Source organism: Microbulbifer pacificus, from assembly GCF_033723955.1.
Lineage (GTDB): Bacteria > Pseudomonadota > Gammaproteobacteria > Pseudomonadales > Cellvibrionaceae > Microbulbifer > Microbulbifer pacificus.
Genome location: NZ_CP137555.1, coordinates 303,154 through 325,904 on the forward strand (window position 1 = coordinate 303,154; position 22,751 = coordinate 325,904).

A 22,751-nucleotide genomic window follows, 5' to 3' on the forward strand; every position below is an offset into this window, starting at 1 on the left:
CTATCTCTTTCCGATCATTCGGCATTTACAGCAAACGGTAGAGGCATTGCATCAGCCCCACCGCACGCTGGTCCATAAACAGGCTCTGCCCCATACGCGACGTGACATAACCGAAACCCAACTCCTGCTGCGGATCGGCAAATCCGATGCTGCCGCCGGCACCGGGGTGCCCGAAACCTGCGGGGCTGCCGAAGTACAGATCCTGCGCCTCGGCAGATTTGATAAAGCCACAGGCAAAGGCCACCTCGGCCTGCAGGATCGCGTCCTGACCGCGGCTCTGCTCCGCGGTAGAGGCCCGCAGCACGTCTGCCGGCAGCAGCGTCGGCTCCTCGCTCGCCAGGTCGCCATAGATAGTCGCCAGGTCCCGCGCGCTGAAGTGCCCGTTGGCGGCCGGGATTAGCGCACCGCGCCACTGATCACCGTTAGTGCCCATCATCAGGGTGACGGGATTGGTAAATGCCGTGGCCACCGGGCCCTGGCGGTCCTCCTTAATGGAGCGGCCGATGGCGTTGTCACGCAGTTCAGGTAGCGGCTTTTTCAGCGGGCCCACATCGGCAATGCTCGCGGAGCGGTGGCCCACCGCTCCGAAGCCGCCGTCCAGTGCCAGCGGTTGCGCCACACCCTGGCGGTACAGTGACATGAGCGACTGGCCGCTGGCCTTTTCGATCAGGCCACCCAGGGTCCAGCCGTACAGGAACGGTGCATAGCCCTGGCGCGATCCCGGTGTCCACCAGGGCTCGGTGACCGCCACCTGCTGCAATGCGGCATCCCAATCGTAGATCAGGTTGTCGGCGACCCTTTCCCGAAACGCGATCAGCCCGGAACGGTGGCACAGCAGCTGGCGGCCGGTAATTTCGCCCTTGCCCGCTGCGGCAAATTCCGGCCAATAGTGGGCCACCGGCAGGTCGAGGTCGAGCTTGCCCGCGGCAACCTGTTGCAGGGCTACCAGGGCGAGCACACCTTTAGAGCAGGAAAAAACGTTGGCGAGGGTGTCCTCCTCGAACGCCCGCGTACCATCGCGGTCCGCACTGCCGGCCCACAGGGAGGCAATAATCTCGCCCCGCTGTACCGCACAGAACGACGCCCCCACATCCCCGTGCTCGAGAAAGTTGCTGGCAAAGGCGTCGTACAGGGCTTCGAAGCCCGGTGCGCAGTATCCCTGAATATCCATAGGGCTAGGTCCGGTATCTGAGAGGTGGAGGCACACCGGGGGTAGCGCCCGCGGTGCTGCCGGTAAAACGGGGCGCAAGGATAGCGGATCACCGGGGGGCTGTTAAGGAACGTTTTTTGGCGGCCAGGTACAGGTGTAGCCAGCCAGGCGCGGGCAGTCAGTCGCCGTGGGTGGGTTCAAAATCCTCGAGTTTGTAGCCACAGTGCTTGCAGTACTCCGAGTCCGCATCATGACCGGCGCGGCCACAGTTGTGGCAGCGGGCCAGCTGCTTCTCCCGCCCCAGTTCATGGGCCAGCTCCGCAGTGACTATCCCGGTAGGCACGGCAATGATGGAGTAACCGATCAGCATGGTCATGGAGGCGATGGTCTGCCCCCACGCCGTATGTGGGGTGATATCGCCAAAGCCCACCGTGGTGATGGTGACAATGGTCCAGTAGATACTTTTGGGAATACTGGTGAAGCCGTTTTTGGGTCCCTCGACAACAAACATCACGCTGCCAAAGATGATACACAGCACCAGTACACTGGCGTAGAACACCAGAATCCGCCGCCGCGCCTGCCACAGGGAACGCACCAGCAGGTTGGCATCGCTCAGGTAACGCACCAGTTTCAGGATCCGGAAGATGCGCAGCACCCGCAGCAACCGGATCACCATCAGGTAACTGGCGCCGGTGTAAATCAGCGCAAGGTAGCTCGGCAGGATCGCCAGCAGGTCGACAATGCCGTAAAAACTGAATATGTAGGAACGCCGATCCTGCGCGCAGTAAATGCGCGTCAGATACTCCACGGTAAACAGCGCGGTAAAAAACCATTCGAGGGCGAAGAAGATATCGCCGTAACGCACCCACCAGCTCTGCACCGATGCCAGCAGCACCAGGGCGACACTGAGCAGGATTGTCCAGATCAGCACAACGTCAAAATATTTACCCGCGGGGGTATCGGTTCCGAAGATGACTTCGTTCAGCCACTTGCGGGTTCCTGTCAGCGCCATTCCCTCGTTTCCTTATTGGCGGTAGCAAACGATGACATTCTAGCCGAACCAGCCCCTACTCTCTCAACCTTGTATACATGGGCCCTCTTTATCCAGCTCCCCCGCTTCGCTATCCTTGCCCGCCAATTATCGAAGTACGACCAACCCCCATGAACGACAAAAACCGACTTGTCTATTCCACCGATCGCGGCCGCATCAAAGAGGAGCCGCAGGCTGAGACGCGCCATCAGGGCGACGGCATTGTGCGCGTGCAGCGGGAAACCAAGGGCCGCAAGGGTAAAGGGGTGACCTGCGTGCGGGGCGTGGACGGTACCGACAGTGAACTCAAGCTACTGCTGGCAGAACTGAAGAAGCGCTGTGGCTGTGGCGGTGCGCTGAAGGATGGCGTGATCGAAATCCAGGGGGACAAGCGCGACGAGATCAAGGCGCTGCTTGAAGCCAAAAACTACAAGGTCAAACTGGCCGGGGGCTGAACCCCGGCCACAATAAAACTCAGATAACCGCGGCGAGGCGCAGCGGTTTGATCTGCTGGCGCTTTTCTTGTGCCAGGCACAAGCTCAACAGGCGTGCCAGCTCCAGCTGATAACCCTCGTGCACCACCGCGCTCGCGTGCTTGCAACGCAGTTCAAGCGCCTGCAGCTGACTGATGAGTTCACCGGAGCGGTTGTTCGCGGCAATGGCCACTTCTCCTTCCCCGCACGCGGCCAGCTTCTCCAGTAGATCATCGGCCAGCAGGCCGGCTTTGCCCGCGGCAACCTGGTGCACCTGGCGGATTTGCTGCACCGCCAGCTGCGGATACTTCTGCAAAAGCGCCATCGGCAGCTCGCCGCTTGAGAGCTGTTCGATCATTTCACAGGCCAGGTCGCCGGAACGCTCCAGCCCGTTGAGCGGCTCGCGCAATTGCTCGTACTCGGCGAGCCGGGACAACAGCGCCAGAGCCGCGGAACGCTCGGAAGCATCCATTCCCGCGACGGTTTTGCGGATACGCTGGAAGAACATCGCGTGCATCTGCCGGCGCTGTTGCTGGCACTCCTGGATACGTACCCGGTTGTCCTTGCGGGATTCCTCCGCCGCAGAAGGCGTGGTGCCGACCAGGTGGTAACGGCGCGGGTCGATGCGTACATTGGCCCGCACCAGTGCCACACCCAACTGGATACGGGCGCCGCGCAACTGCAGCTGCGCGAGGCGCTGCTCCAGATCCTGTAGATCCACCAGGCGGTTACGCAGCCAGTCGATGGTCTGCTGCAAATCCAACTCCGCCAGCTCCACATTGGCCGGTTCGATATTTGGCAGGAACTCCCGTGGAATCACCCGGTTGAAATACTCCGTCAGAGTCAGCTGGGCCTCCTCTGTCTCGCGGCTGGCGGTGAGCAGCAGGTGATTTTCCACCGCTCGGCAGCTGTCGTCGATACCCAGGCGGCTGGCGCTGATACACAGAGCATCGAAATCCACGAACAGTTTCTGCAAGGAAAAGTCCCCGCGCTGCAACAGCGGGTTGAGAGTGCGGCCCTCGATCGCGGCAATCCGCTCGTGCCCGGCCGGTTCCGATGGATTCCAGCAGTCAGTCACCTCTCCCATCGCCATATCAATACTGGTGCGGGTTTGCTCATCCAGATTATTGCGCAGCCAGCGCACTGCCTGCGGCACGTTGGCGAGCCTTTTGCCAACCAGCTGCGCTTCACGATTGATCTCACCGCACACCAGATCCGCGTGCACCAACTGGTTCCAGCGCTCGGCAAAAGCGGCGAACACCTCGCTGCCAACAATCTGAGCGGCGGCGCGATCTGCGCGGGCCTCCAACTGCCTGGCAAGTGGCGCACTGGCGGCACGGTGTAATCTGAGTAAACGCTCGGCGACTGGCGCCAGTGCCAACCCGCACATGGCCAGCAGCCGGTGCAGGGGCTGCAACATTTTTGCCGGCTCACCACTGGCACTGACCAGGGTCACTTCCTGCTCCATGGCGTCCTGCATCTGCTGTAGTCGCTGCGCGGGCGTCAGCGCCAGCGCGGTGGCCAGTTTGAGCCAGCGCCCCTGAAAGCCCGACATGGCTCTGGCGATCAGCGCCAGCACATCGCCGCCGTTCAGGCTGGCCACTGCAGCGAGCCCCAGAGACAGCTTCAGCTGTCCGGTTCCGCCTTTTTGCACCAGCACTTCGGCACCCGGTACCACTTCCACCAGCGTCCCGGTGCTGGCACTGGCCGCGGACAGGTTGCGTGGGCCCGCCAGCTTGGCGGCGATCCCCAGGCCCGTTTTTTGCTGCAGCACCTCGAGTAACAGAAACAGTCCCGGAGCATCCTGCTTGCGCAGGCGCTCGCCAGCGACCCCGCCAATTACCGAAGATTTTTGCGGAAAGAAATAGGGAACGAGCACCAACGCGGCAACGATGCCGAGTATCGACAGCTTAACCAGCATGCCAACAACGGTGGAGATACCAAAAGTCCCCGCGATAAAGGCTGCAGGCAGCGCCCACAGTGCCAATCCCGCCTGATACAAAAAGAACAGCAGCAACAGGCTAAAAAGTGCTGGCACCAGCGCACCGCTGAGCATAACCGGCAGCATGGCCAGGCGACCAAAGGCACCGTCGAACGCCGGCTTTTCCCCCGGATGAAACAGCGCCTCCAGTTGGGCGCGTGCACCAGATGCCGCATTCACTTCCCGGGACTGTGCCGATTCGTTGTGACTTTTCTTGTGAGAATTTTCCTGGTGGCGATTGTCAGGCAGGTCTTGTGCAGTGAAGCTGGCCTTCGTAGTTTGCCGGTCCGGTGTTGTGGCTACCGTCGGCTTCGGTTGCGGGCTTCTTGTCTGTTGACCTTTTGTTGCTAGACCTGTGGTTTGCGCGGCAGCAACTTGCGGGGTCGCCGCCGCTGCAGGATTCATCTTCGCCTTGCGCTGACGGGCGAACTGAATCCGCGCGAGGATGGCGCGGTTATCGAATTTGCCGGCGGGATGGACTTCAACCTTCAGCCCGATCTGCTGCAACTGGGTGCGGTACTGCACTACTTGCCCAGGCGATAACTGGTCCTTGATCACCCAGCCTTTCACGAACAGCTTTCGCGCCTGTTCGGCGGGAATGGAAAACGCTCTGGCGATAGCTACAAGCACTTCACCCGGCTTTTTCGCCTGTAGGACTTTGCCTGCCGACACAATCTGAAACTTATCCTGCCCCGCCACGTCTGCTCTCTCCCCAATAAAACACCGGCACAATGCCAGCCTGACTCCCTGTACTGACCCAGTTGGCACATTGCGCCTGTTCTTCTAGTGGATAGCGCAAACGGGGCGTTCAAGCCCGGGCCACATTGGGAGTTCACAGAATTTGCGAGAGAGTAAAAGAATCCTTGCCGGTTAATTGCGCACTAGTTCTCAGGCGATCGTGCAGGTAATCACACCTTCCGCAAACGCGACCGGATTCACACTGCGCGCCAGTACCGCATCGCAAACCCTCAGTGATGGGAGTTTGGCCAGACAGTCAGAAGTGCCTGCTCTGCAAGCATTTTCATCGTCAGGCCACGGCCGCGTGGCTTGAACCAGCTGTGGGTGTGGGAAAGCGCGCCCAGCAGCAGCCTCCGGGCCAGCTGGGGGTCCGCAACACCACAGTCGGGCGGTCGCTGCCCCAACTCCTGCAGCCAGATGGATTCATACTGCTCCCGCTCGGCCAAAACTTTCGCCTGGTTCTCCGCAGAAAGGCATCGCCACTCGGTCACCAGTATCGGGAAACCCGGTACCGCCAGGCCATGGATAGCCTCCAGCTCACAAGTGATACACGCGAGCAGGCGATCTCGTGGATGCGTCTGCTGTTCAATCGCTGCGGTCATCCGCGCCTTCGCCAGACGGGTTACCTCCAGCATGATGGCGCACAGGAGCTCCTCCTTGTTTTTGACGTGATGAAAAATACTGCCGGATAAAATACCCACCTCGGCGGCAATATCACGCACGGTGGTAAGGGCAAACCCCTTGTCCTGAAACAGCCGGGCGGCCGCGCCGATCAAGCGCCCCCTCGGGCTACTGGGATCACTGATGCTCCCGGAGGAAACCAGCTCGCGGACCAATCTGGCCTCATCCGCGGATTTTAACTGCCCAACACCAACCATGCCGCGGACCACCCTTCCCTTCTGCTGCTGTTTACTGTTATTCACACCAGTATCTTTCTCTTCAATTGCATCCGCATTCACCGGATGATCACCCGATTCCAGCTATCGATGCATAGCGACTTGCGGACACTCCCCCGAGAGCGTTTCTTGTAAGTACCTCGCGATAGTGCCACGACACATCGTTCGCGCGCCACCCATTGATAACCAAGCGCTTGCTTGGTAACGTTGAATGCACCAAGCAAGTGGCGTGAAGCGAGTAAAGCGAGAAAGACGCGACCGCTTCCGGCCCTAATTGCATCAGCATCGACAACTCCAGCATCGAGGCCCTTTCCGTGCAGCCCATTTGCTCAGAAATCAACGCAAAGACGGAAGAATTTGACAACAACCGACGTGCCATGGAGCTCGCGTTCGCGGCCTACCGGACTGCGCAACAACGTATCGTTGATACGGAAAGCAGCAAAGCCGAACGCTACCACCAGCGGGGCTTGCTCATGCCTCGGGAACGCCTCAGCCATCTCCTGGACCCGGGAGCGCCGTTCATCGAGCTTTGTGCGCTGGCGGGCTACAAACTCTACGACGACAGTGACGGAACCGGCGCCGGTGGCGGTGCGATCTGTGGAATCGGCACGGTAAGCGGAAGGCGCTGCCTGGTGCGCGTGGATAATTACGCGGTAAAAGGTGGAACGATTTCGCCGGCGGGTATGGATAAGGCACTGCGTGTACAGCAGATCGCACTGGAAAACAGGTTACCGCTCATCACCCTGGCACAAAGCGGTGGCGCCAACCTGATGTACGCCAATGAAACCTTCGCTCCCGGCGGCCGCGGCTTTGCCAATCAGGCCCGCCTCTCCGCAGCGGGTATCCCCCAGATCACGGTCGTTCACGGCAATGCCACCGCGGGAGGTGCGTACCAGCCCGGGCTTTCCGATTACGTGATCATGGTGCGCAATCAGTCCGGCATGTTTCTCGCCGGCCCGCCGCTGCTCAAGGCCGCGACCGGGGAAGTCGCCACCGAAGAGGAGCTGGGCGGTGCGGAACTGCATTGCAATGTGGCGGGCACCGGGGATTACCTGGCGGAAGATGACCGCGACGGCATCCGGGTTGCGCGGGAAATAGTGGCGGCACTGCCGCAAACCCAAGCTGTAAAACCGTCGCCCCATTGGCGCGAGCCCCGCTATCCAGCCGAGGAGCTGATGGGGGTAGTACCCGCAGACAGTCGCAAACCCTATCGGGTGGAGGAAATCCTCGCGCGGATTGCGGACGACTCCGCGGCGCTGGCGTTCAAACCGGAATTTGATCAGCAGACCTACTGCGGCCATATTCGAATCCTGGGCCACGCTGTTGGGGTCATTGGCAACAATGGACCCATCACCCCGAATGGCGCCAACAAGGCCGCTCAATTTATCCAGCTGTGCGAACAGAGCGGTACTCCATTATTGTTTTTGCATAACACTACCGGCTTTATGGTCGGCACCAGAGTGGAGCAGAACGGCATCATCAAGCACGGTGCGAAAATGATTCAGGCTGTGGCCAATGCCCAGGTGCCCAAACTGAGCATCGTGATTGGCGGTTCCTACGGTGCCGGTAACTACGCGATGTGCGGACGGGGTTTCGACCCGCGCTTTATTTTCGCCTGGCCGAATTCCCGCACCGCGGTCATGGGTGCCGCCCAGGCCGGCAAAGTGATGCGAATTGTCACCGAACAAAAGATGCGCCAATCCAATCGGCTGGACGAAGTTACGCTCGACAAGATCGAACGGGATACCGCCCAGTTTATGGAGGCGGGCTCCGACGCGCTGTCCTGCACCGCGCGACTGTGGGACGACGGCATCATCGATCCGCGCGATACCCGCACCCTGCTCGGACAGCTGCTCGACATCTGTGTCGAAGCGGATCAGATAACACTGCGGCGCAATAGCTTTGGCGTAGCCAGGTTCTAGCACCACAACCCTCAGGAAGACGGCCATGATACTGACTGACCAGCACCGCGAGTTGCAGCGCACCGTACGCAACTTCGTCGAGCAGGAACTTAATCCCTACGTCGAAGAATGGGAAGCCGCCGGAAGTTTCCCGATCAAGGACGTTTTCCGACGTCTCGGAGAACTCGGTCTACTGGGGATCAGCAAACCCGAATCGCTGGGCGGAATGGGGCTGGACTTCAGCTACGAAGCCATATTCCTGGAAGAGCTGGGCGCGGCCCACTGTGGCGGTGTGCCCCTTTCCATCTCGGTACAGACATCCATGGCAACACCGGCGCTGGCCCGCTTTGCGGACAAGGTGCTGCAGGAGGAATTTCTCAGTGCAGCCATCCGCGGCGACGCCATTGCCTCGATCGCGGTATCCGAACCGGGGGCCGGCTCTGATGTTTCGGCGATCACCACCACGGCAGTAGCCGACGGTGACGACTACATCGTCAATGGCAGCAAGATGTGGATCACCAACGCCCCCCGCGCGGATTTTTTCTGCACCCTGGTAAACACCGGCGGGGAAAAGGCCCACAGCAACAAGTCGCTACTGATTATTCCGGCCAATTCACCCGGCGTTCGCGTCGGCAGCGCCCTGCACAAGATGGGGATGCGCGCCTCGGAAACCGCACCGGTATTTTTCGACAGCGTGCGGGTTCCCAAACGCTACCGTATTGGCGAGGAAGGCAGCGGCTTCCTGTTGCAGATGCTGCAATTTCAGGAAGAGCGTTTGGCAGGTGCGGCGCTCACCCTGAAAGGCCTGGAAAACTGCGTTTCCTCGACGATTGACTATGTGCGCGAACGCCAGGCATTCGGGGCGCCGCTGCTCAACAACCAGAGCGTACATTTTGCCCTGGCAGAAATGCAGACCGAAGTGGAGTGCCTGCGCTCATTGACGTATCGCGCCGTCGAAGCCTATGTCAATGGCGAAGACGTCACCACCCTCGCCTCCATGGCCAAACTCAAGTCTGGTCGCCTGACCCGCACCATCCCCGACCAGTGCCTGCAATACTGGGGCGGCATGGGGTACATGGAAGAAACCGCGATAAATCGCGCATACCGAGATCTGCGCCTGACCGCCATCGGTGGCGGCGCCGATGAAGTGATGCTCGGCATCATCTGCAAGTTGATGGGAATTCTGCCCTCGCGAAAAAAACAATAAGCAATAAGAGCCCGAGGAAAAACAAATGCCCACGCTCCTGGTCGCCAACCGCGGCGAAATAGCCCTGCGAATCATGCGTACCGCCAGACAGGAGGGGTACTGCACGGTAGCCATTTACAGCGATGCGGACCGAGATGCGGCCCATGTAGTGGCAGCGGACCTCGCAGTGCCGATTGGCGGTAACACGCCGCAGGAATCCTATCTGGATATCGGCAAGATACTGGACGCCGCCCAACGCACCGGAGCCGACTGCATCCACCCAGGCTATGGATTTCTTTCCGAGAACGCGCAGTTTGCACGGGCATGCGAGGAGGCCGGACTGAGTTTTATCGGCCCCTCTGCCGATGTGATCGAGCTGATGGGTAACAAGCGCCAGGCAAAAACCTTTGCCCTTGCCGCCGGCGTTCCCTGTATTCCAGGGTATGAGGGCGCACAGGACCTCGCCGAACTACAGCGCCAGGCTGCGCGGATCGGCTATCCGGTAATGCTGAAAGCGGCCGCCGGCGGCGGCGGGCGCGGAATGCGCGTGGTGCAGGACGAAAGCGACTTTAGCGCGCAATTAATGTCGGCCCGAAAAGAAGCCCTGTCCGCATTCGGCAACGACGAAATCATCCTGGAAAAAGCCCTGTCCGAAGTCCGCCATATCGAAATCCAAATTTTTGCGGACACGCAGGGAAACTGTATACATCTTGGCGAAAGAGACTGCTCCATCCAGCGCAGACACCAGAAGGTCGTCGAAGAGGCGCCCTCTCCGATCCTCACTCCCGCACTGCGACAAACCATGGGCAAGGCCGCTACCGCCCTCGCGCAGGCCTGCGGATACACCAATGCCGGAACCGTGGAGTTTCTGTTAGACAGTGACGGGCAATTTTATTTTCTGGAAATGAACACCCGCCTTCAGGTCGAACACGGCGTAACCGAACTCATCACCGGGACAGATTTGGTAGCCTGGCAGCTCGCGATAGCGCGCGGAGAATCATTACCAATCTGCCAAGATGATGTTGCTCTTCACGGCCACGCCATCGAAGTGCGCCTGTACGCCGAGGATCCGGAGCGCGACTTCCTGCCCCAGAGTGGAAAAATACTCTACTGGCAGCACAGTTTTGCAGAAGATCAAGTGGTGGGAAGTACATCACCCGCGATCCGATTCGATCACGCCCTTGCCACAGGGATAACGATTTCCCCTTATTACGACCCTATGCTGGGCAAGTTGATGGCCTGGGGCAAGGACCGCAACGAGGCGCGCCGGCGACTGTCGCACGCCCTGCAGGCGTTAAAGCTGTTGGGACCGCAAAACAATCGTGCCTACTTAAAGCAAATTATCGACCATCCGGTTTTCGCTGCAGGCAGTGCCCACACCGGCTTTCTGGAGCAACAATTCTCTCCCGCTGTCGCAGGCAGCGAATCTGTAAGCCGGGCCCACGCCCTCGCCTGTGCGCTGCTCCACCACGCGCGGATCCCTGCGATGCATTTCACTAGCGGTGCTGCCAACTGGCAGTCAGGGCACCTTCCGTTAAGCAGGGAATACCGGCTGAGCGATGGCATCCACTCCTTTGCCGTGACCCTCTGTGCAACGTCAACACATCACTACACGGTGACGTTGACAGCGGAAATACGCCACACCATTACACTTACTTCGATCGCGAATGCCATCTCCTCCTCCGGCGAGCTCGCCGTCAGTATTGATGACGTAATCCACCCTGTGCTTTTCCACATCGGCGACAAGCAGCTGTCGATGCTGTTCGAGCAAAGGTTGTGGTCATTTACCGATGAGACCTATATGCCGGTTCAACCGGTGAGTCATTCCGGCACCGGCCTTATCCTGGCGCCTATGGACGGATGTATCACCCAGATCTGCATCGAGCCGGGCGCCACCGTGGAAAGCGGTTCCCTATTGGCAACGATGGAAGCCATGAAAATGGAACACGCGCTGCGCGCCGATGGTGGCGGCATTGTGACCCGGGTAAATGCGTATGCCGGTGATCAGGTGCACAGCGGACAACTGATCATCGAAATCGAACAGGCGGGCTGAGACGCTCACCGGCGTTTCCGGGAGACCACCTGATCGGCATGCTCCCCTGGGGTGTGGGGGCCGCCGCTCCACACTTCGGGTTCGATACCGGGGATATGGAGCCGGCGCGAATCAAATACCGGCTCCCTGATTCCCTGCCGAAGTTGTTCCTCGTAATCCGCGAACACCCGCAGGGCCACCCCGGAAAGCAACAGAATGGCTAGCAGGTTGGCAGACGCCATAAAGCCCATGGACATATCCGCCATATCCCAAAGTAACTTGAAGTGGTCCTCACTGCCGCTCGACGCCACCCAGGCACCGAACAGAATAAACACGATATACAGGGCTCTGTAGCAAAAAATGGAAAGGCGGGTATGCCACAGATAGAAGATATTGGTTTCCGCGTAGTAGTAGTTGGCAATGATTGAGGTAAAGGCAAAGAACAGCAGCGCCAGTGCCACAAAACTGTTTCCCCAGCTACCCACCTGGCTGGAAAGCGCGGATTGCGTCAGCGTTACCCCCTCCACCATGCCGCTCAGTTCCACATCGCTGAGTAATATGATGGCGGCGGTCGCGGTGCAGATCATCATGGTATCGAGAAACACCGACGCCATCTGCACGTACCCCTGCACCACAGGATGCTTTACATCCGCGGCGGCGCCGACGTTCGGGGAAGATCCCATACCCGCTTCATTGGAAAACAGGCCGCGCTTGATACCGTTGGCGACCACTGCCCCAAAGGCACCCGCGCCCGCCTCCTGCACCCCAAATGCGCTGTTGAAAATCAGCCCAAATACCTCCGGCAGCTTCGCTATATTGGCGAAGATCACAAACAGTGCGATTGCGATATAGCCGAGCGCCATAATCGGCACAACAATTCCGGCGAATCGACCAATTGACTTGATACCGCCAAACACAATGACCGCGGCCAATACGGAAATCAGCACACCGATCAACAGCGGATTGAATCCCCAGGCCGCATGTATGGCCTCCGCCATCGCATTGGCCTGCACGGCGTTAAAGAAAAACCCAAAACAGATAATCAGGAATACGGAAAACACCACGGAAAGCCACTTCCAGTTTTTTCCCAACCCCTTGTTGATGTAGTAGGCCGGCCCGCCGCGGAAGGTGCCCGGGACTTCACCCTGCTCCTTGAACACCTGCGCCAGGGTGTTTTCGATCAGGCTGGTCGCCATCCCCAGAACCGCAACCACCCACATCCAGAACACCGCCCCCGGGCCACCGGCGGTGATGGCCACGGCGACACCGGCAATATTCCCGGTGCCCACCCGTGCCGCGGCACTGGTGGCGAATGCCTGGAACGAGGAGACCGAGTCAGCGTGTTCCTTGTGGAAGCTGTGAAACATGACACGCAACATCTGGCGGAAGCCGCGAACCTGCACAAAACGGGTGCGCACGGTGAAGTAGACGCCCGCGGGTAGCAAGGCGGCAATAAGAATACCCATCCACCAGATACCGCCGATGCCGCCCCAGGTCAGATTGTTCCCCCAGGCGATCACTGACCCAAGGACATCCAGGATTGCTTCCATGGGCAACTCCACTAGCGCGTATCTGGAAGAAAGTTTTCAGATTTGGCATTTCAATAGACGCATAACCCAAGACTAGCAGCCCACGGGAAATTTGCCGCCAATGTCCCAGGTCCCCCCGACAACTGAAAACTAACCCGTTACCTAAAGGAAGATTTCTCGCGCGCGCTGCGGCGACACCACCTTGCGGCCCGCCTCCTCGGCAACCTGTACCAGCGCCTCGATCAGCTGCCCGTTCCCCGAGGTCCGGGTGCCATCGGCGAGATAAAAAGTGTCTTCCATCCCGGTGCGCAAGTGGCCGCCCAGTTCCGCGGTTTTGCGGTGGACCGGCCAGATTTCCTCACGGCCAATCACGGTGGTTTGCCACAGGGCTCCGGGTTTCATATAGCGCGGCAGAATCCCCAGCAGATCACAGTCCGCCGGCATACCGGAAGCCACACCCATCACCAGGTTGTAATTGGGCTCTGCCACCATGCCCACTTCCGAAAACATGCCGACGGAACGCAAGATACCCACATCAAAACATTCAAACTCCGGGCGGATCCCCAGCTCGCGGCATACCGCCAGCAGTTCTTCAACCTTTTCCACGGTATTTTCAAACAGCATGGGTGGCCAGGCCCACTCACCATTCGAGCGCACCTTGAGGTAATTCAGGCTTCCCGCATTACACGCTGCAATCTCCGGCCGGCCGGCACGCAAGCAATCGAGCGCGCCCTGCTGATCGCGGCCGATGGTACCGGTGGTGAAATTGAGAATGACGCCGGGACAGGACTGGCGGATAGCTTCCGCTATGGACAGTGCCACCTGCGGATCCCAACTCGGCAAATGCCCCCTGCCCTCACCCTGAGAACGGAAGTGAACATGCATCACCGAAGCCCCGGCGTCGTACGCTTCCCGGGCCGATGCCGCCATCTGCTCAGGCGTGACCGGCACCGGATGCTGTAGTGGATTGGTCAGCACCCCGGTCAACGCACAGGTAATCAAAACTTCATCGGAAACTGGCACATTCGCAGACACTGGACTCTCCCGGAAAAGTTTAATTTTTATAGCTATTTTAAATTGTTGGTGCTTAGCCGATTACAACGGATACCGCTTCGGCTGTGCGCACCCAACCAAGCAATTGCTTGGTTTTGAACACACCCACGAGCCTATGGCTTAACCGACCTAAATGCAATTTTTCGCGGCGCAAACAAGCAAGAAATGCGCATTGGTAACGCCGCTTGTACCAGATCGGCACCGTCGTACAATGCCCCACTCGCCATTCGTCTGTCAGCTACCAGGAGAAACGCTCGCTCATGCCACAAGTAACCCCGCCGAAAACTATCGCCCCATTTGGCAGCTGGGCATCAAAAATCAAAGCGGAGTTACTCACTAGCGGCAATGTACGCCTCAGCGAAGCGCGCCTGTTCGACGGCAAAGCCTACTGGCTGGAATCGCGCCCGGCGGAAAAAGGGCGCTCGGTATTGATGGAGTGTGATCTGGGCGATGATCGCCCCGCCCGCCGCGACCTGATTCCCGCACCACTGAGTGTGCGCTCCAAGGCGCACGAATATGGCGGCGGTGTGTATACGGTTGGCAGTGGCTACGTTTACTTTGTACTCGCTGCCGACCAGCGCATCTACCGCATCGCCCAGGGCGGCGCGGTTCCTGAACCGGTTACCCCGGAGGGGCCCTGGCATTATGCCGACCTGCAACTGGATATCCGCAGAAACCGGCTGATTTGCGTGCAGGAGGACGAGAGCGATAGCGAACGCGAAGCCGTTGCCCGACTTGTCGCCATAGACCTGAACCCGGGGAGCAACTTTGGAAATGTCACCGCGCTTGTCGAAGGTGCAGATTTCTATTCCAACCCGGCCGTGAGTCCGGATGGAAAACAACTGAGTTTCCTGCAGTGGCATCATCCGGATATGCCGTGGGACGCCACCGAATTGATGCTGGCTGAACTGGATGAAACCGGTGAGGTTACGCAAGTCCGGCGTGTTGCGGGGGGCAACCGGGAATCCATTTTTCAACCACAATGGTCACCATCCGGCCGGTTGTACTATGTCTCTGACAAAAACAACTGGTGGAATATCTATCGCGCGGGAAGCAACAAGCCACTGTGGGAAGTGGAAGCGGAATTCGCCACTCCGCAATGGGTATTCGGCATGTCCACTTACGGCTTTCTGGGTGAAGAGCGCATCTTCTGCACTTTCACCAGAGATGGCCGCTGGCAGCTGGCGCTACTGGATCTCAACACCGGCAAACCGCAACTGCTGCAGCACCGTGGCTGCGACTTTGAAAGCATTAGTTGTGCCGGCAACCTGGCGGTGTTCATCACAAGTGGTCCCGCAGATTTTCCCATGGTAGCCATGTACCAGGCCGACACCGGCGGTTTCACGACCATCGCCAGCAGCAGTGCGGCCCCGGTCGACTCTGCCTGGTTCTCCCGCGCACAACCCGTTTCCTTCCGGGAAAGCGATCGCGTGGTACACGCGTTCTACTACCCGCCGTGCAACCCGCGATACACAGCGCCCGCGGGAGAAAAGCCTCCGCTGATCGTGTTCGGTCACGGTGGACCAACAGGGTCCACCTCAGCCGGTCTCAACCTGAAGGTGCAGTACTGGACCAGCCGCGGCTTCGCCATCCTTGACGTGAATTACTCCGGCAGCACCGGTTACGGGCGCGAATACCGCGACCGCCTGCAGGACAACTGGGGCATTCTCGATGTGGAAGACGTGTGCGCGGGCGCCGAATATCTGGTGCAGCAGGGTCTCGCCGACCCCGAGCGTTTATTGATCAAGGGCGGCAGCGCGGGCGGCTATACCGTGCTGGCAGCGCTGACCTTCCACGATACCTTTTCCGCTGGTGCCAGCCACTATGGTATCGGTGACCTTACTACCCTCGCCCGCGATACCCACAAATTCGAGTCCCGCTACCTGGACAAACTGGTCGGCCCCTGGCCCGAAGCGGCGGAGGTGTATCAGGAACGCTCGCCGATCAATCACATCGAGCAGCTGGATTGTCCGGTGATTTTCTTTCAGGGACTGGAAGACAGGGTGGTGCCGCCAAACCAGGCGGAAACCATGGTGGCGGCCCTGCGCGAGCGCGGCATTCCGGTGGCTTACATTACGTTTGAGGACGAGGGACACGGCTTCCGCACGGCAAGCAGTATTCGCATGGCGCTGGAAGGCGAACTGGAGTTTTACAGTCGCATTTTCGAATTTTCCCTACCCGAGCCGGGCCCGGGTATTCACATCGACAATTTACCGTAAAACCCAGGCACATTGCCGTGCCGCCCGCGACGGGTTTTCCCGATTAATCTGGCAAGCGATAAAGCCCTTTGGCGTAGGCGAGGTTACTCCACAGGGCGTTGCCACGGGCATGTACTATTTCTTCGGAATAGCCCCCGGCATCCAGTTCGCTCAGCAGATGGCTGCCGTCATGGGTGTACACCTTGGGCGGCAGTTGCGGCCGTAAAATGACCGCGTGATCCACACCCAACCACGAAAAGTTTTCACCGTACTGCAACATCGCCCTTTGTTTATTCGCGGCGACCTCCTTGGTCAGGTCAAATCCAATCAGTGGATGTTTTCCGCTAACCCCGGCAAGCGACAGTATTGTGGTAGGAAAATCAATCTGCGAAACCAGGCGGTTATCGGTTTTCGCTTCAATACCGCCACCCAGGATAAGCGCGGGAATCCGGAAGCGATCGATTGGCACGAGATTGGAGCCTGTCACGCGGGAATCGTGATCGGCAATGATCAAGAAAACCGTGTCTTTCCAGTAATCCGATTTTTCCGCTTTGCGGATAAACTCCCCCAGCGCGCAGTCGGCGTAGCGCACGGCATTTTCGCGACTCGCCCGGTCGCCGGTGAAACTCGCGGGGCAGCTATCCGGAAATTCCCAGGGGCTGTGGTTGGAGGTGGAAAATACCAGGCTGAAAAAAGGCTGCGAACGTTTGTTCAGTGCCAGAAACTGTTTATGAGCCTCCTCGTACAGATCCTGGTCAGATGCCCCCCAGGAGCCCACAAACTTGGGATTGGTAAACTTGGTCAGGTCCTGGATATCCTCAACCCCATTCCCGAGAAAAAAACTCTTCATATTGTCAAAGTGACTTTCTCCGCCGTAAATAAACTGCGTGGAATAGTCATGCTTTTCCAGGAAGGAAGCGAGCGTAAAGAAGTCCGACTGGCTTTTGTCCAGCTTTACCACGGAACGCGACGGCCCCGGGGAAAAGCCGGTAAATACGGCCTCGATACCGCGCACAGACCGGGTTCCGGTCGCATAGGCGTTGGTGAACCGCCACCCTTTTTCCATTAAGGCATCCAGATTCGGGGTCAGATTTTCACCACCCAGGCTGCCGACGTAGCGCGCACCGAGGCTTTCCTGCAACAGGATGACAATATTTTTCGCCTTGCCCTGATACGACGCCTGGTGTGTACGCAAGGTGGGTATTTCATCGGATTCAAAAGGCACACCCGATTGATCCGCACCGTCTCTTACACTGGCGATCACCGCGTCATCGCGCATCCGGCCATAGAGATCAGACGCCTGCGCCTCCGAAGAGGTGTTATAGGCGGCGTACAGCACGGAATAGCCGGAATTCAGTACAAATGAATTCACAAGGTTGTCATTGCTGAAATACACCATCGATGGGTTGAACGGACGGTGCTGTAAGCTGGATCTGGTCACCAGTGCACAGACCAGAATCATCAAAATCGTGAACCCGACCTTTGTTCCGGTCGCACCAGCATTGGAAGACAGCACGCCGCCAGACAGCAGTTTTTTTGCCAGGAAAGATGCCAGGGCAATGCCACAAGCCGCACACAAAATAGCAAGCTTGTACCCCTGCCATAACATACTGAAGACTTCTTGGGGATAGATAAGGTAATCAATAAACAGGCGGTTGGGGCGGGTGTCATACTCCAGAATGAACTCCGGAGTGACCACTTCCATATAGACCACCAGGACCAGCGCCAGCACCAGCCAGGCCATCAATATCCGACTGAAAAACCGCGAGAATTTTCCATTGGAAATCCAGATACCCACGAGCAGCGGCACAGTATACAGATACCCGATCAGCACCAGGTCGACGCGAATGCCTTTGAGAAGAATGTTAACGACATCTGCGAATGAACCAATCCGGTCGAAATAGGTTATGCAGAGATACAACCGGGATGCCGCTAGAACCAGAAGGGTACAAATGATGAATCTGGCTACAACCGTAAGGGCCCTGTAACGATACATAAATGGAACTTCGCCGTTAACAAATTGACTTCACTGTCAGGAATCTAACAGTCCAACTGTCAAAAAATTGTCAACGAAACGGCGGGGCTCGCTCAGGGAGATTGGAGCGTATTTGCAACAGTTCCAGCCGGCAACCGGCCGTACAGGCGAAAAACAGCCATGGCGACCAGTACCGATACAATCCATGCGAGGCACATGGTCACCAGGGTGTGACTCAAAAAATGGTCGCCGATGGCCATTTTGTAGACACCCAGGGTCCACCCAAGTGCCATGCCAATACCAAAGCCTATCCAGCGGTTCTTCCGGCTGCGAAACAGGAACGCCAGGGATAGCAATGCAAATCCGCCACTCGCATGCCCGGCGGGAAAACAGCGGGCCCGCGCCGCTTGCTCGGGAGATAAGAGATGCGCCCAGAAAGTACTGTACGGATAACTTCCATCATACAGAGTCAATTGACTCGGACACGGCACATGGGTCGCCCCTTTTAGAAGCCCCACAAGGGTCACCGTCACCACCGTGGATAGCAAAACGATCAACATTCCCTGTTTACGGTTGTGAACCCAGGGGATTTTCCTGGAAAAAATCACTGCCACCAGGGCCAGCCCGGCCAGTATCTTCAGCGCGGCTTTGGGGCCGGTGTAGAAAAATACCCGCAAAAGCTCATCGTGCTTACCAATAACCCAGCCCGCAGCGCCGGAGATATAGAATTTGTCCTGGACCCACAAATCAATCCTGCTCAGCTCACACAGCAGAAGCGTTACTCCCAGCAGGAAAAATCCCGCGGCGAGCTGAACGAGCAGGCTGCGATTGGTCATGACGAAAATATGTCCATGGCCGGCTGGTAAACACTGGTCTTCACATCCATAAGCCCCAGCAGTGTATGGAACAGATTGTCCTGGCTGAATTCACGATGGCTAAAGCCCTGCTCGTTCAGTTTGTGTTGTGCCTGCGCAAACTCCTGCCCCGACCAGAAAATCATCGGCACATGCTTCTGCGACTCCGGAGCCAGCGCGTAGGGAAAGCCATGCAGGAAAATACCTTTCTCACCCAGGGATTCCCCGTGATCGCTGATATACAACATCGCTGGAGAGAAGTCGGAAGACACAGACCGCAGGTAGTCAATTACCTGCCCCAGGAAGAAATCCGTATACAGAATCGAGTTGTCGTACGCGTTGTCAATTTCTTCCTGGCTACATTGTTCCAGCAAGTTACTGGAACAACTTGGCTTGAATTTTTCAAAGGATTTCGGGTAGCGCTTGGCATATTCCGGGCCATGGCTGCCCATCTGGTGCAGTACCACCAGAATGTCGCCAGACGGGGTGCTGGAAACAAGTTTCTGGACACCCTCGAGCATACCGATATCCCGACACTCGTCGTCACATTGTTTATTGATTTCTGGGTTGCGGTAATTGGTATAGGGAACTCTCAGTGCCACACCTTTGGAATCTGAGTTGTTATCCATCCAGGCGACGGTAATGCCCGCACGCTGCGCAATATCCAGCACATTGTCGGTGGCCTTGGCCTGCTTCTCGCTGTAGTGATCCCGATCCAGAATTGAGAACATACAGGGAACAGAAACCGCCGTAGCAGTACCGCAGGAGGATACATGGTCAAAACTGACCACATTGCGTTTTGCCAGCGCGGGGTTCGTGGCTTTCCCATACCCGTTCAGCGAGAAATGATCCCAGCGAGCGGTTTCTCCCACCACCAGCACGATCAGTCGTCGTTTGCCTTGCGCCGGCTGCTGCTTGGCATCGAGACCAATTTTTTGGTACGCGATACTCTCAGCGACATCCAGTTTCTGTTTGACGTATTTAATCGCGGTATATATCGGCGTTTCCGGATTTGTATAGAAACGAACGGATTTATGTTCGCGAAAGAAGGATGCATAGCTACTGTTGAATAGCAAAAGCATGGCGACAATGGCGACTGAGGAGATGGCCATCAATTTCCCGCGGGACAACAAACTGCGCAATACACCCTGTTTTTTGACGGGCAAAACCCACACCAGCAAGCCTGGAAGTACACCGCCAAATACCAGATACATAAACAGCCGGGCGTTTAGCAAACCCAGTGATTCAGAAGCATCGGTTTGCAGTGCACTTTCCAGCACTTCACTGCTGATAATGACGTTATACGCATCCATAAAGTATGCGGATGCCGCCGAAATCAGCAGAATCGACACAAGAAAAGGTTTAAACAACCGCCCAACGGCAAAGGGCGACACCAGGATATTGGTCACCGCAACCAGCAACACTGCCAGGGAGCCGATGAAACCTATGTTCCCCCAGGAAACTGGATATATGTCGAGCAAATTGGAAAAAAATGAATAGTTGCCGGCAAGCGTCACCCAAAGCGATATAGCGACGATTACCAGAAGTGCGGGAATTTGACGTTGTTTCAGCACAGACACCTCAAACCTAGCCTTTCGCGGGTGGACTCACCGGCAGACTAGGCTTGAGGAGGTCAATAGCGCGTTAACGCGATGTCAAAATTTTGTCAAAAGAAGGCGCGATGACATGAAAATCAGGTCTCTTGGGGAAATGTGAGCCACTAGTCAGTCTTTAGTTTCACACAGAACACGCAACCCTGAGGCTGTAACTGGCTGACACTGACGGTCCACCCCTGATATTCACAGATGCGCTTCACCAGCGACAGGCCGAGACCAAGCCCCTCCCCCCGGGCGTGAGCACCGCGCTGGAATGGCTCGAACAGGCGGGATTGCTGCTCTGGCGCAATGCCAGGACCGGTATCCTCTACGCGGAACCCGCCCTCGAACAACTGCAACTCAACCTTGCCCCGTTCCGTGTAGTGGAGGGCATTGCGCAACAAGTTGGACATCACCGTCCGCAGAAAAATTGCCTGGTACTGGCCGTGATCCGGCTCTTCGACGGTACAGAGATAATCGATACCACGCGCGGCAAACTGCGCGCCCCAGGTTTCCCCCTGCTCTTTAGCCGCCTCACTGAGGGAAACCAAACTCGCACTTTGGGTCATTGCTCCCTTTTCCCGCGCGAGCAGCAACAGGGTTTCCACCAATTCAAGCATTTCCGCACTGGCACGGTGGATACGGTCGACCTGTTTGATCTGCTTCTCGCTAAGTCCTGTCGAATGGGATAACAGTTCGCACGAGGTACCAATGACCATCAGCGGGGTGCGCAGCTCGTGGCTCACATCACTGGTGAAAAGTTTCTCCCGCTCCAATGAGCGCCGCAACTGCTCGAAGGTTTTATCAAATACCTCCGCCAGCCGTCCCACCTCATCATCTGCGTAGTTTTTCGCAAGCAGCTCACTGCCTCTGAAGCGTGCGCCCGAACGGACGTCGCTGGCGAGCTGGGCAACTGGCTGCAACACTCGATTCGCCAGCAGAGACCCCAATCCCCAGGCAATCAGCAAGCTGACCAGAAAACAGGCCAGCACCGCCTGGTAGATCAGTCGTTCACGCGCTTCAAATTCCTGCTGGTCCTGCACCAGGATGTAAACATCTTCGTCGCGCTGCAGCTTGAAGGCATAATAGGCCTGCTCACCGGCGACTACTTCAGAAAACCCCGGTTTCAGGGAGAGAAATGCAGGTGGCGGGTAAAACTGCTGCGCGGCGGTGGTGTAAAGCTTTTCGCTCTTGTCCAGCTGAACTGCCCGTCCGGTGCCGAGGGCATCCATGGCCACTTCGAGATCCGAGCGCATTCCCGTGGATACCAGGCGCTCTTCGACATGGTGGACAATTTCGACAATCCCGAATGAGAAGGCGCCACTGGTCAACAGCGTCATCAACACGAACGCCAATACAATCCGCTGTTTAAGCGGCTGCCGTGCATTCACGATTCTGTCTCTGCCAGGCGATAGCCAACGCCATGCACCGTATGAATGAGTGGTTTAGCGAAAGGTTTATCGACAACCTGGCGCAGCTGATGGATGTGGCTGCGCAAACTGTCGCGGTCGGGGATATCCTCACCCCAGATTTCCATTTCCATTACTTCGCGCTTCACCACGGCCGGACTCTTGCGCATGAGCAGCACCAGCAGCTTGACACCCATGGGATTCAGTTTCAGAGGCTGCCCGGCCCGGGTTGCGAGGTGGGTCGACTGATCGAACACCAGATCGGCTACCCGCAGCTCGGTCATACCGACACCCCTGCTGCGCCGCGTAATCGCTTCGATCCTCGCCACCAGCTCGGCAAGTGAAAAAGGTTTGATCAGATAATCGTCGGCGCCTGCCCGCAATCCTTTCAACCGATCCTCCAGGGCATCCCGGGCGGTCAGCATAAGAATCGGGGTATCCCTGCGGGCATCCTCCCGCAGCCGCTGGCAAAACTGGTAGCCGTCGAGACCCGGAAGCATGATATCGAGCACGATCAGGTCGTAATGATTCGTCGCGGCGAGATGCAGCCCACTGAGACCATCCTGCGCGCAATCGACACTGAAACCCTGTAGTTCCAGGTAATCCAGTACATTGGCGAGAATATCGACATTATCCTCCACCACCAGTATCCGCATAGCCCCACTCCAGTTGCAGCCGCTTGGGGGTAAAATTTTGGGTGCTTGCCCAGTGACTAGCAAGGCAATTTTGCAATTTAATGCACAGGCTGCCG

The 22,751-nt window shown here is 57.8% G+C and carries 16 protein-coding genes; 5 read left to right on the forward strand and 11 right to left on the reverse strand.

What is annotated here, in order from left to right:
• Positions 1-25: 25 nt before the first annotated feature.
• Together R5R33_RS01260 and R5R33_RS01265 are read right to left on the reverse strand one after the other, a co-directional pair.
• A complete protein-coding gene (locus tag R5R33_RS01260; protein WP_318954269.1) occupies positions 26-1,171 on the reverse strand; it encodes a serine hydrolase domain-containing protein in 1,146 nt (381 codons plus the stop codon).
• 157 nt (positions 1,172-1,328) lie between these two features.
• On the reverse strand, positions 1,329-2,162 hold the full coding sequence (locus tag R5R33_RS01265) for an ion transporter (RefSeq protein WP_318954270.1): 834 nt from the start codon (positions 2,160-2,162) through the stop codon (positions 1,329-1,331).
• A gap of 149 nt (positions 2,163-2,311) precedes the next feature.
• On the opposite strand from R5R33_RS01265, the gene yciH reads away from it, so the two are divergent.
• Positions 2,312-2,635 (forward strand): stress response translation initiation inhibitor YciH, encoded by a 324-nt coding sequence (gene yciH / locus R5R33_RS01270; protein WP_318954271.1) that lies wholly within the window; start codon positions 2,312-2,314, stop codon positions 2,633-2,635.
• A gap of 19 nt (positions 2,636-2,654) precedes the next feature.
• Here the strand turns inward: yciH and R5R33_RS01275 are convergent, their stop codons facing one another.
• Together R5R33_RS01275 and R5R33_RS01280 are read right to left on the reverse strand one after the other, a co-directional pair.
• Positions 2,655-5,333 carry a hypothetical protein gene (locus tag R5R33_RS01275; protein ID WP_318954272.1) on the reverse strand — a complete coding sequence of 893 codons (2,679 nt, stop codon included), beginning with the start codon at positions 5,331-5,333 and terminating at the stop codon, positions 2,655-2,657.
• A 269-nt stretch (positions 5,334-5,602) separates the two neighbouring features.
• Positions 5,603-6,295: a TetR/AcrR family transcriptional regulator gene (locus R5R33_RS01280; RefSeq protein WP_318954273.1), complete on the reverse strand. Its 693-nt coding sequence runs from the start codon at positions 6,293-6,295 to the stop codon at positions 5,603-5,605.
• 287 nt (positions 6,296-6,582) lie between these two features.
• On the opposite strand from R5R33_RS01280, the gene R5R33_RS01285 reads away from it, so the two are divergent.
• From R5R33_RS01285 to R5R33_RS01295, 3 genes are read left to right on the forward strand one after another with little or no spacing between them, the layout of a single operon-like run.
• The gene (locus R5R33_RS01285) at positions 6,583-8,190 is read left to right on the forward strand and encodes an acyl-CoA carboxylase subunit beta (RefSeq protein ID WP_318954274.1); all 1,608 of its coding nucleotides are present in this window, start codon (positions 6,583-6,585) and stop codon (positions 8,188-8,190) included.
• Positions 8,191-8,215: 25 nt separating this feature from the next.
• Positions 8,216-9,376, forward strand: a complete 1,161-nt coding sequence (locus R5R33_RS01290; protein WP_318954275.1) for an acyl-CoA dehydrogenase family protein — start codon at positions 8,216-8,218, stop codon at positions 9,374-9,376.
• Between the two features lie 25 nt (positions 9,377-9,401).
• Positions 9,402-11,408, forward strand: a complete 2,007-nt coding sequence (locus R5R33_RS01295) for an acetyl/propionyl/methylcrotonyl-CoA carboxylase subunit alpha (protein ID WP_318954276.1) — start codon at positions 9,402-9,404, stop codon at positions 11,406-11,408.
• A gap of 5 nt (positions 11,409-11,413) precedes the next feature.
• Here R5R33_RS01295 and R5R33_RS01300 read toward each other — a convergent pair whose 3' ends face one another.
• Positions 11,414-12,937, reverse strand: a complete 1,524-nt coding sequence (locus R5R33_RS01300; protein ID WP_318954277.1) for an alanine/glycine:cation symporter family protein — start codon at positions 12,935-12,937, stop codon at positions 11,414-11,416.
• 141 nt (positions 12,938-13,078) lie between these two features.
• A complete protein-coding gene (locus R5R33_RS01305; protein WP_318954278.1) occupies positions 13,079-13,951 on the reverse strand; it encodes a BKACE family enzyme in 873 nt (290 codons plus the stop codon).
• 278 nt (positions 13,952-14,229) lie between these two features.
• On the opposite strand from R5R33_RS01305, the gene R5R33_RS01310 reads away from it, so the two are divergent.
• The gene (locus R5R33_RS01310) at positions 14,230-16,188 is read left to right on the forward strand and encodes a S9 family peptidase (RefSeq protein ID WP_318954279.1); all 1,959 of its coding nucleotides are present in this window, start codon (positions 14,230-14,232) and stop codon (positions 16,186-16,188) included.
• Between the two features lie 43 nt (positions 16,189-16,231).
• Here R5R33_RS01310 and R5R33_RS01315 read toward each other — a convergent pair whose 3' ends face one another.
• The 5 genes from R5R33_RS01315 to R5R33_RS01335 all read right to left on the reverse strand — a co-directional run bounded on the left by R5R33_RS01315 (position 16,232) and on the right by R5R33_RS01335 (position 22,656).
• Positions 16,232-18,088 (reverse strand): LTA synthase family protein, encoded by a 1,857-nt coding sequence (locus tag R5R33_RS01315; RefSeq protein ID WP_318954280.1) that lies wholly within the window; start codon positions 18,086-18,088, stop codon positions 16,232-16,234.
• A 167-nt stretch (positions 18,089-18,255) separates the two neighbouring features.
• Positions 18,256-18,978: a phosphatase PAP2 family protein gene (locus tag R5R33_RS01320; protein ID WP_318954281.1), complete on the reverse strand. Its 723-nt coding sequence runs from the start codon at positions 18,976-18,978 to the stop codon at positions 18,256-18,258.
• Positions 18,975-20,570, reverse strand: a complete 1,596-nt coding sequence (locus R5R33_RS01325; protein WP_318954282.1) for a phosphoethanolamine transferase — start codon at positions 20,568-20,570, stop codon at positions 18,975-18,977. The genes R5R33_RS01320 and R5R33_RS01325 overlap by 4 nt, the downstream gene beginning before the upstream one ends.
• Positions 20,571-20,716: 146 nt before the next feature.
• Entirely contained in the window at positions 20,717-21,982 is a 1,266-nt protein-coding gene (locus R5R33_RS01330; RefSeq protein ID WP_318954283.1) for a sensor histidine kinase, read from the reverse strand.
• Positions 21,979-22,656: a response regulator transcription factor gene (locus tag R5R33_RS01335; protein WP_318954284.1), complete on the reverse strand. Its 678-nt coding sequence runs from the start codon at positions 22,654-22,656 to the stop codon at positions 21,979-21,981. The genes R5R33_RS01330 and R5R33_RS01335 overlap by 4 nt, the downstream gene beginning before the upstream one ends.
• Positions 22,657-22,751: the final 95 nt, after the last annotated feature.

Bases quoted from the DNA above. Each gene is read 5' to 3' on its own strand.
- R5R33_RS01260 (WP_318954269.1), bottom strand. From the start codon at position 1,171: ATGGATATTCAGGGATACTGCGCACCGGGCTTCGAAGCCCTGTACGAC.
- R5R33_RS01265 (WP_318954270.1), bottom strand. From the start codon at position 2,162: ATGGCGCTGACAGGAACCCGCAAGTGGCTGAACGAAGTCATCTTCGGA.
- yciH (WP_318954271.1), top strand. From the start codon at position 2,312: ATGAACGACAAAAACCGACTTGTCTATTCCACCGATCGCGGCCGCATC.
- R5R33_RS01290 (WP_318954275.1), top strand. From the start codon at position 8,216: ATGATACTGACTGACCAGCACCGCGAGTTGCAGCGCACCGTACGCAAC.
- R5R33_RS01295 (WP_318954276.1), top strand. From the start codon at position 9,402: ATGCCCACGCTCCTGGTCGCCAACCGCGGCGAAATAGCCCTGCGAATC.
- R5R33_RS01300 (WP_318954277.1), bottom strand. From the start codon at position 12,937: ATGGAAGCAATCCTGGATGTCCTTGGGTCAGTGATCGCCTGGGGGAAC.
- R5R33_RS01310 (WP_318954279.1), top strand. From the start codon at position 14,230: ATGCCACAAGTAACCCCGCCGAAAACTATCGCCCCATTTGGCAGCTGG.
- R5R33_RS01320 (WP_318954281.1), bottom strand. From the start codon at position 18,978: ATGACCAATCGCAGCCTGCTCGTTCAGCTCGCCGCGGGATTTTTCCTG.
- R5R33_RS01335 (WP_318954284.1), bottom strand. From the start codon at position 22,656: ATGCGGATACTGGTGGTGGAGGATAATGTCGATATTCTCGCCAATGTA.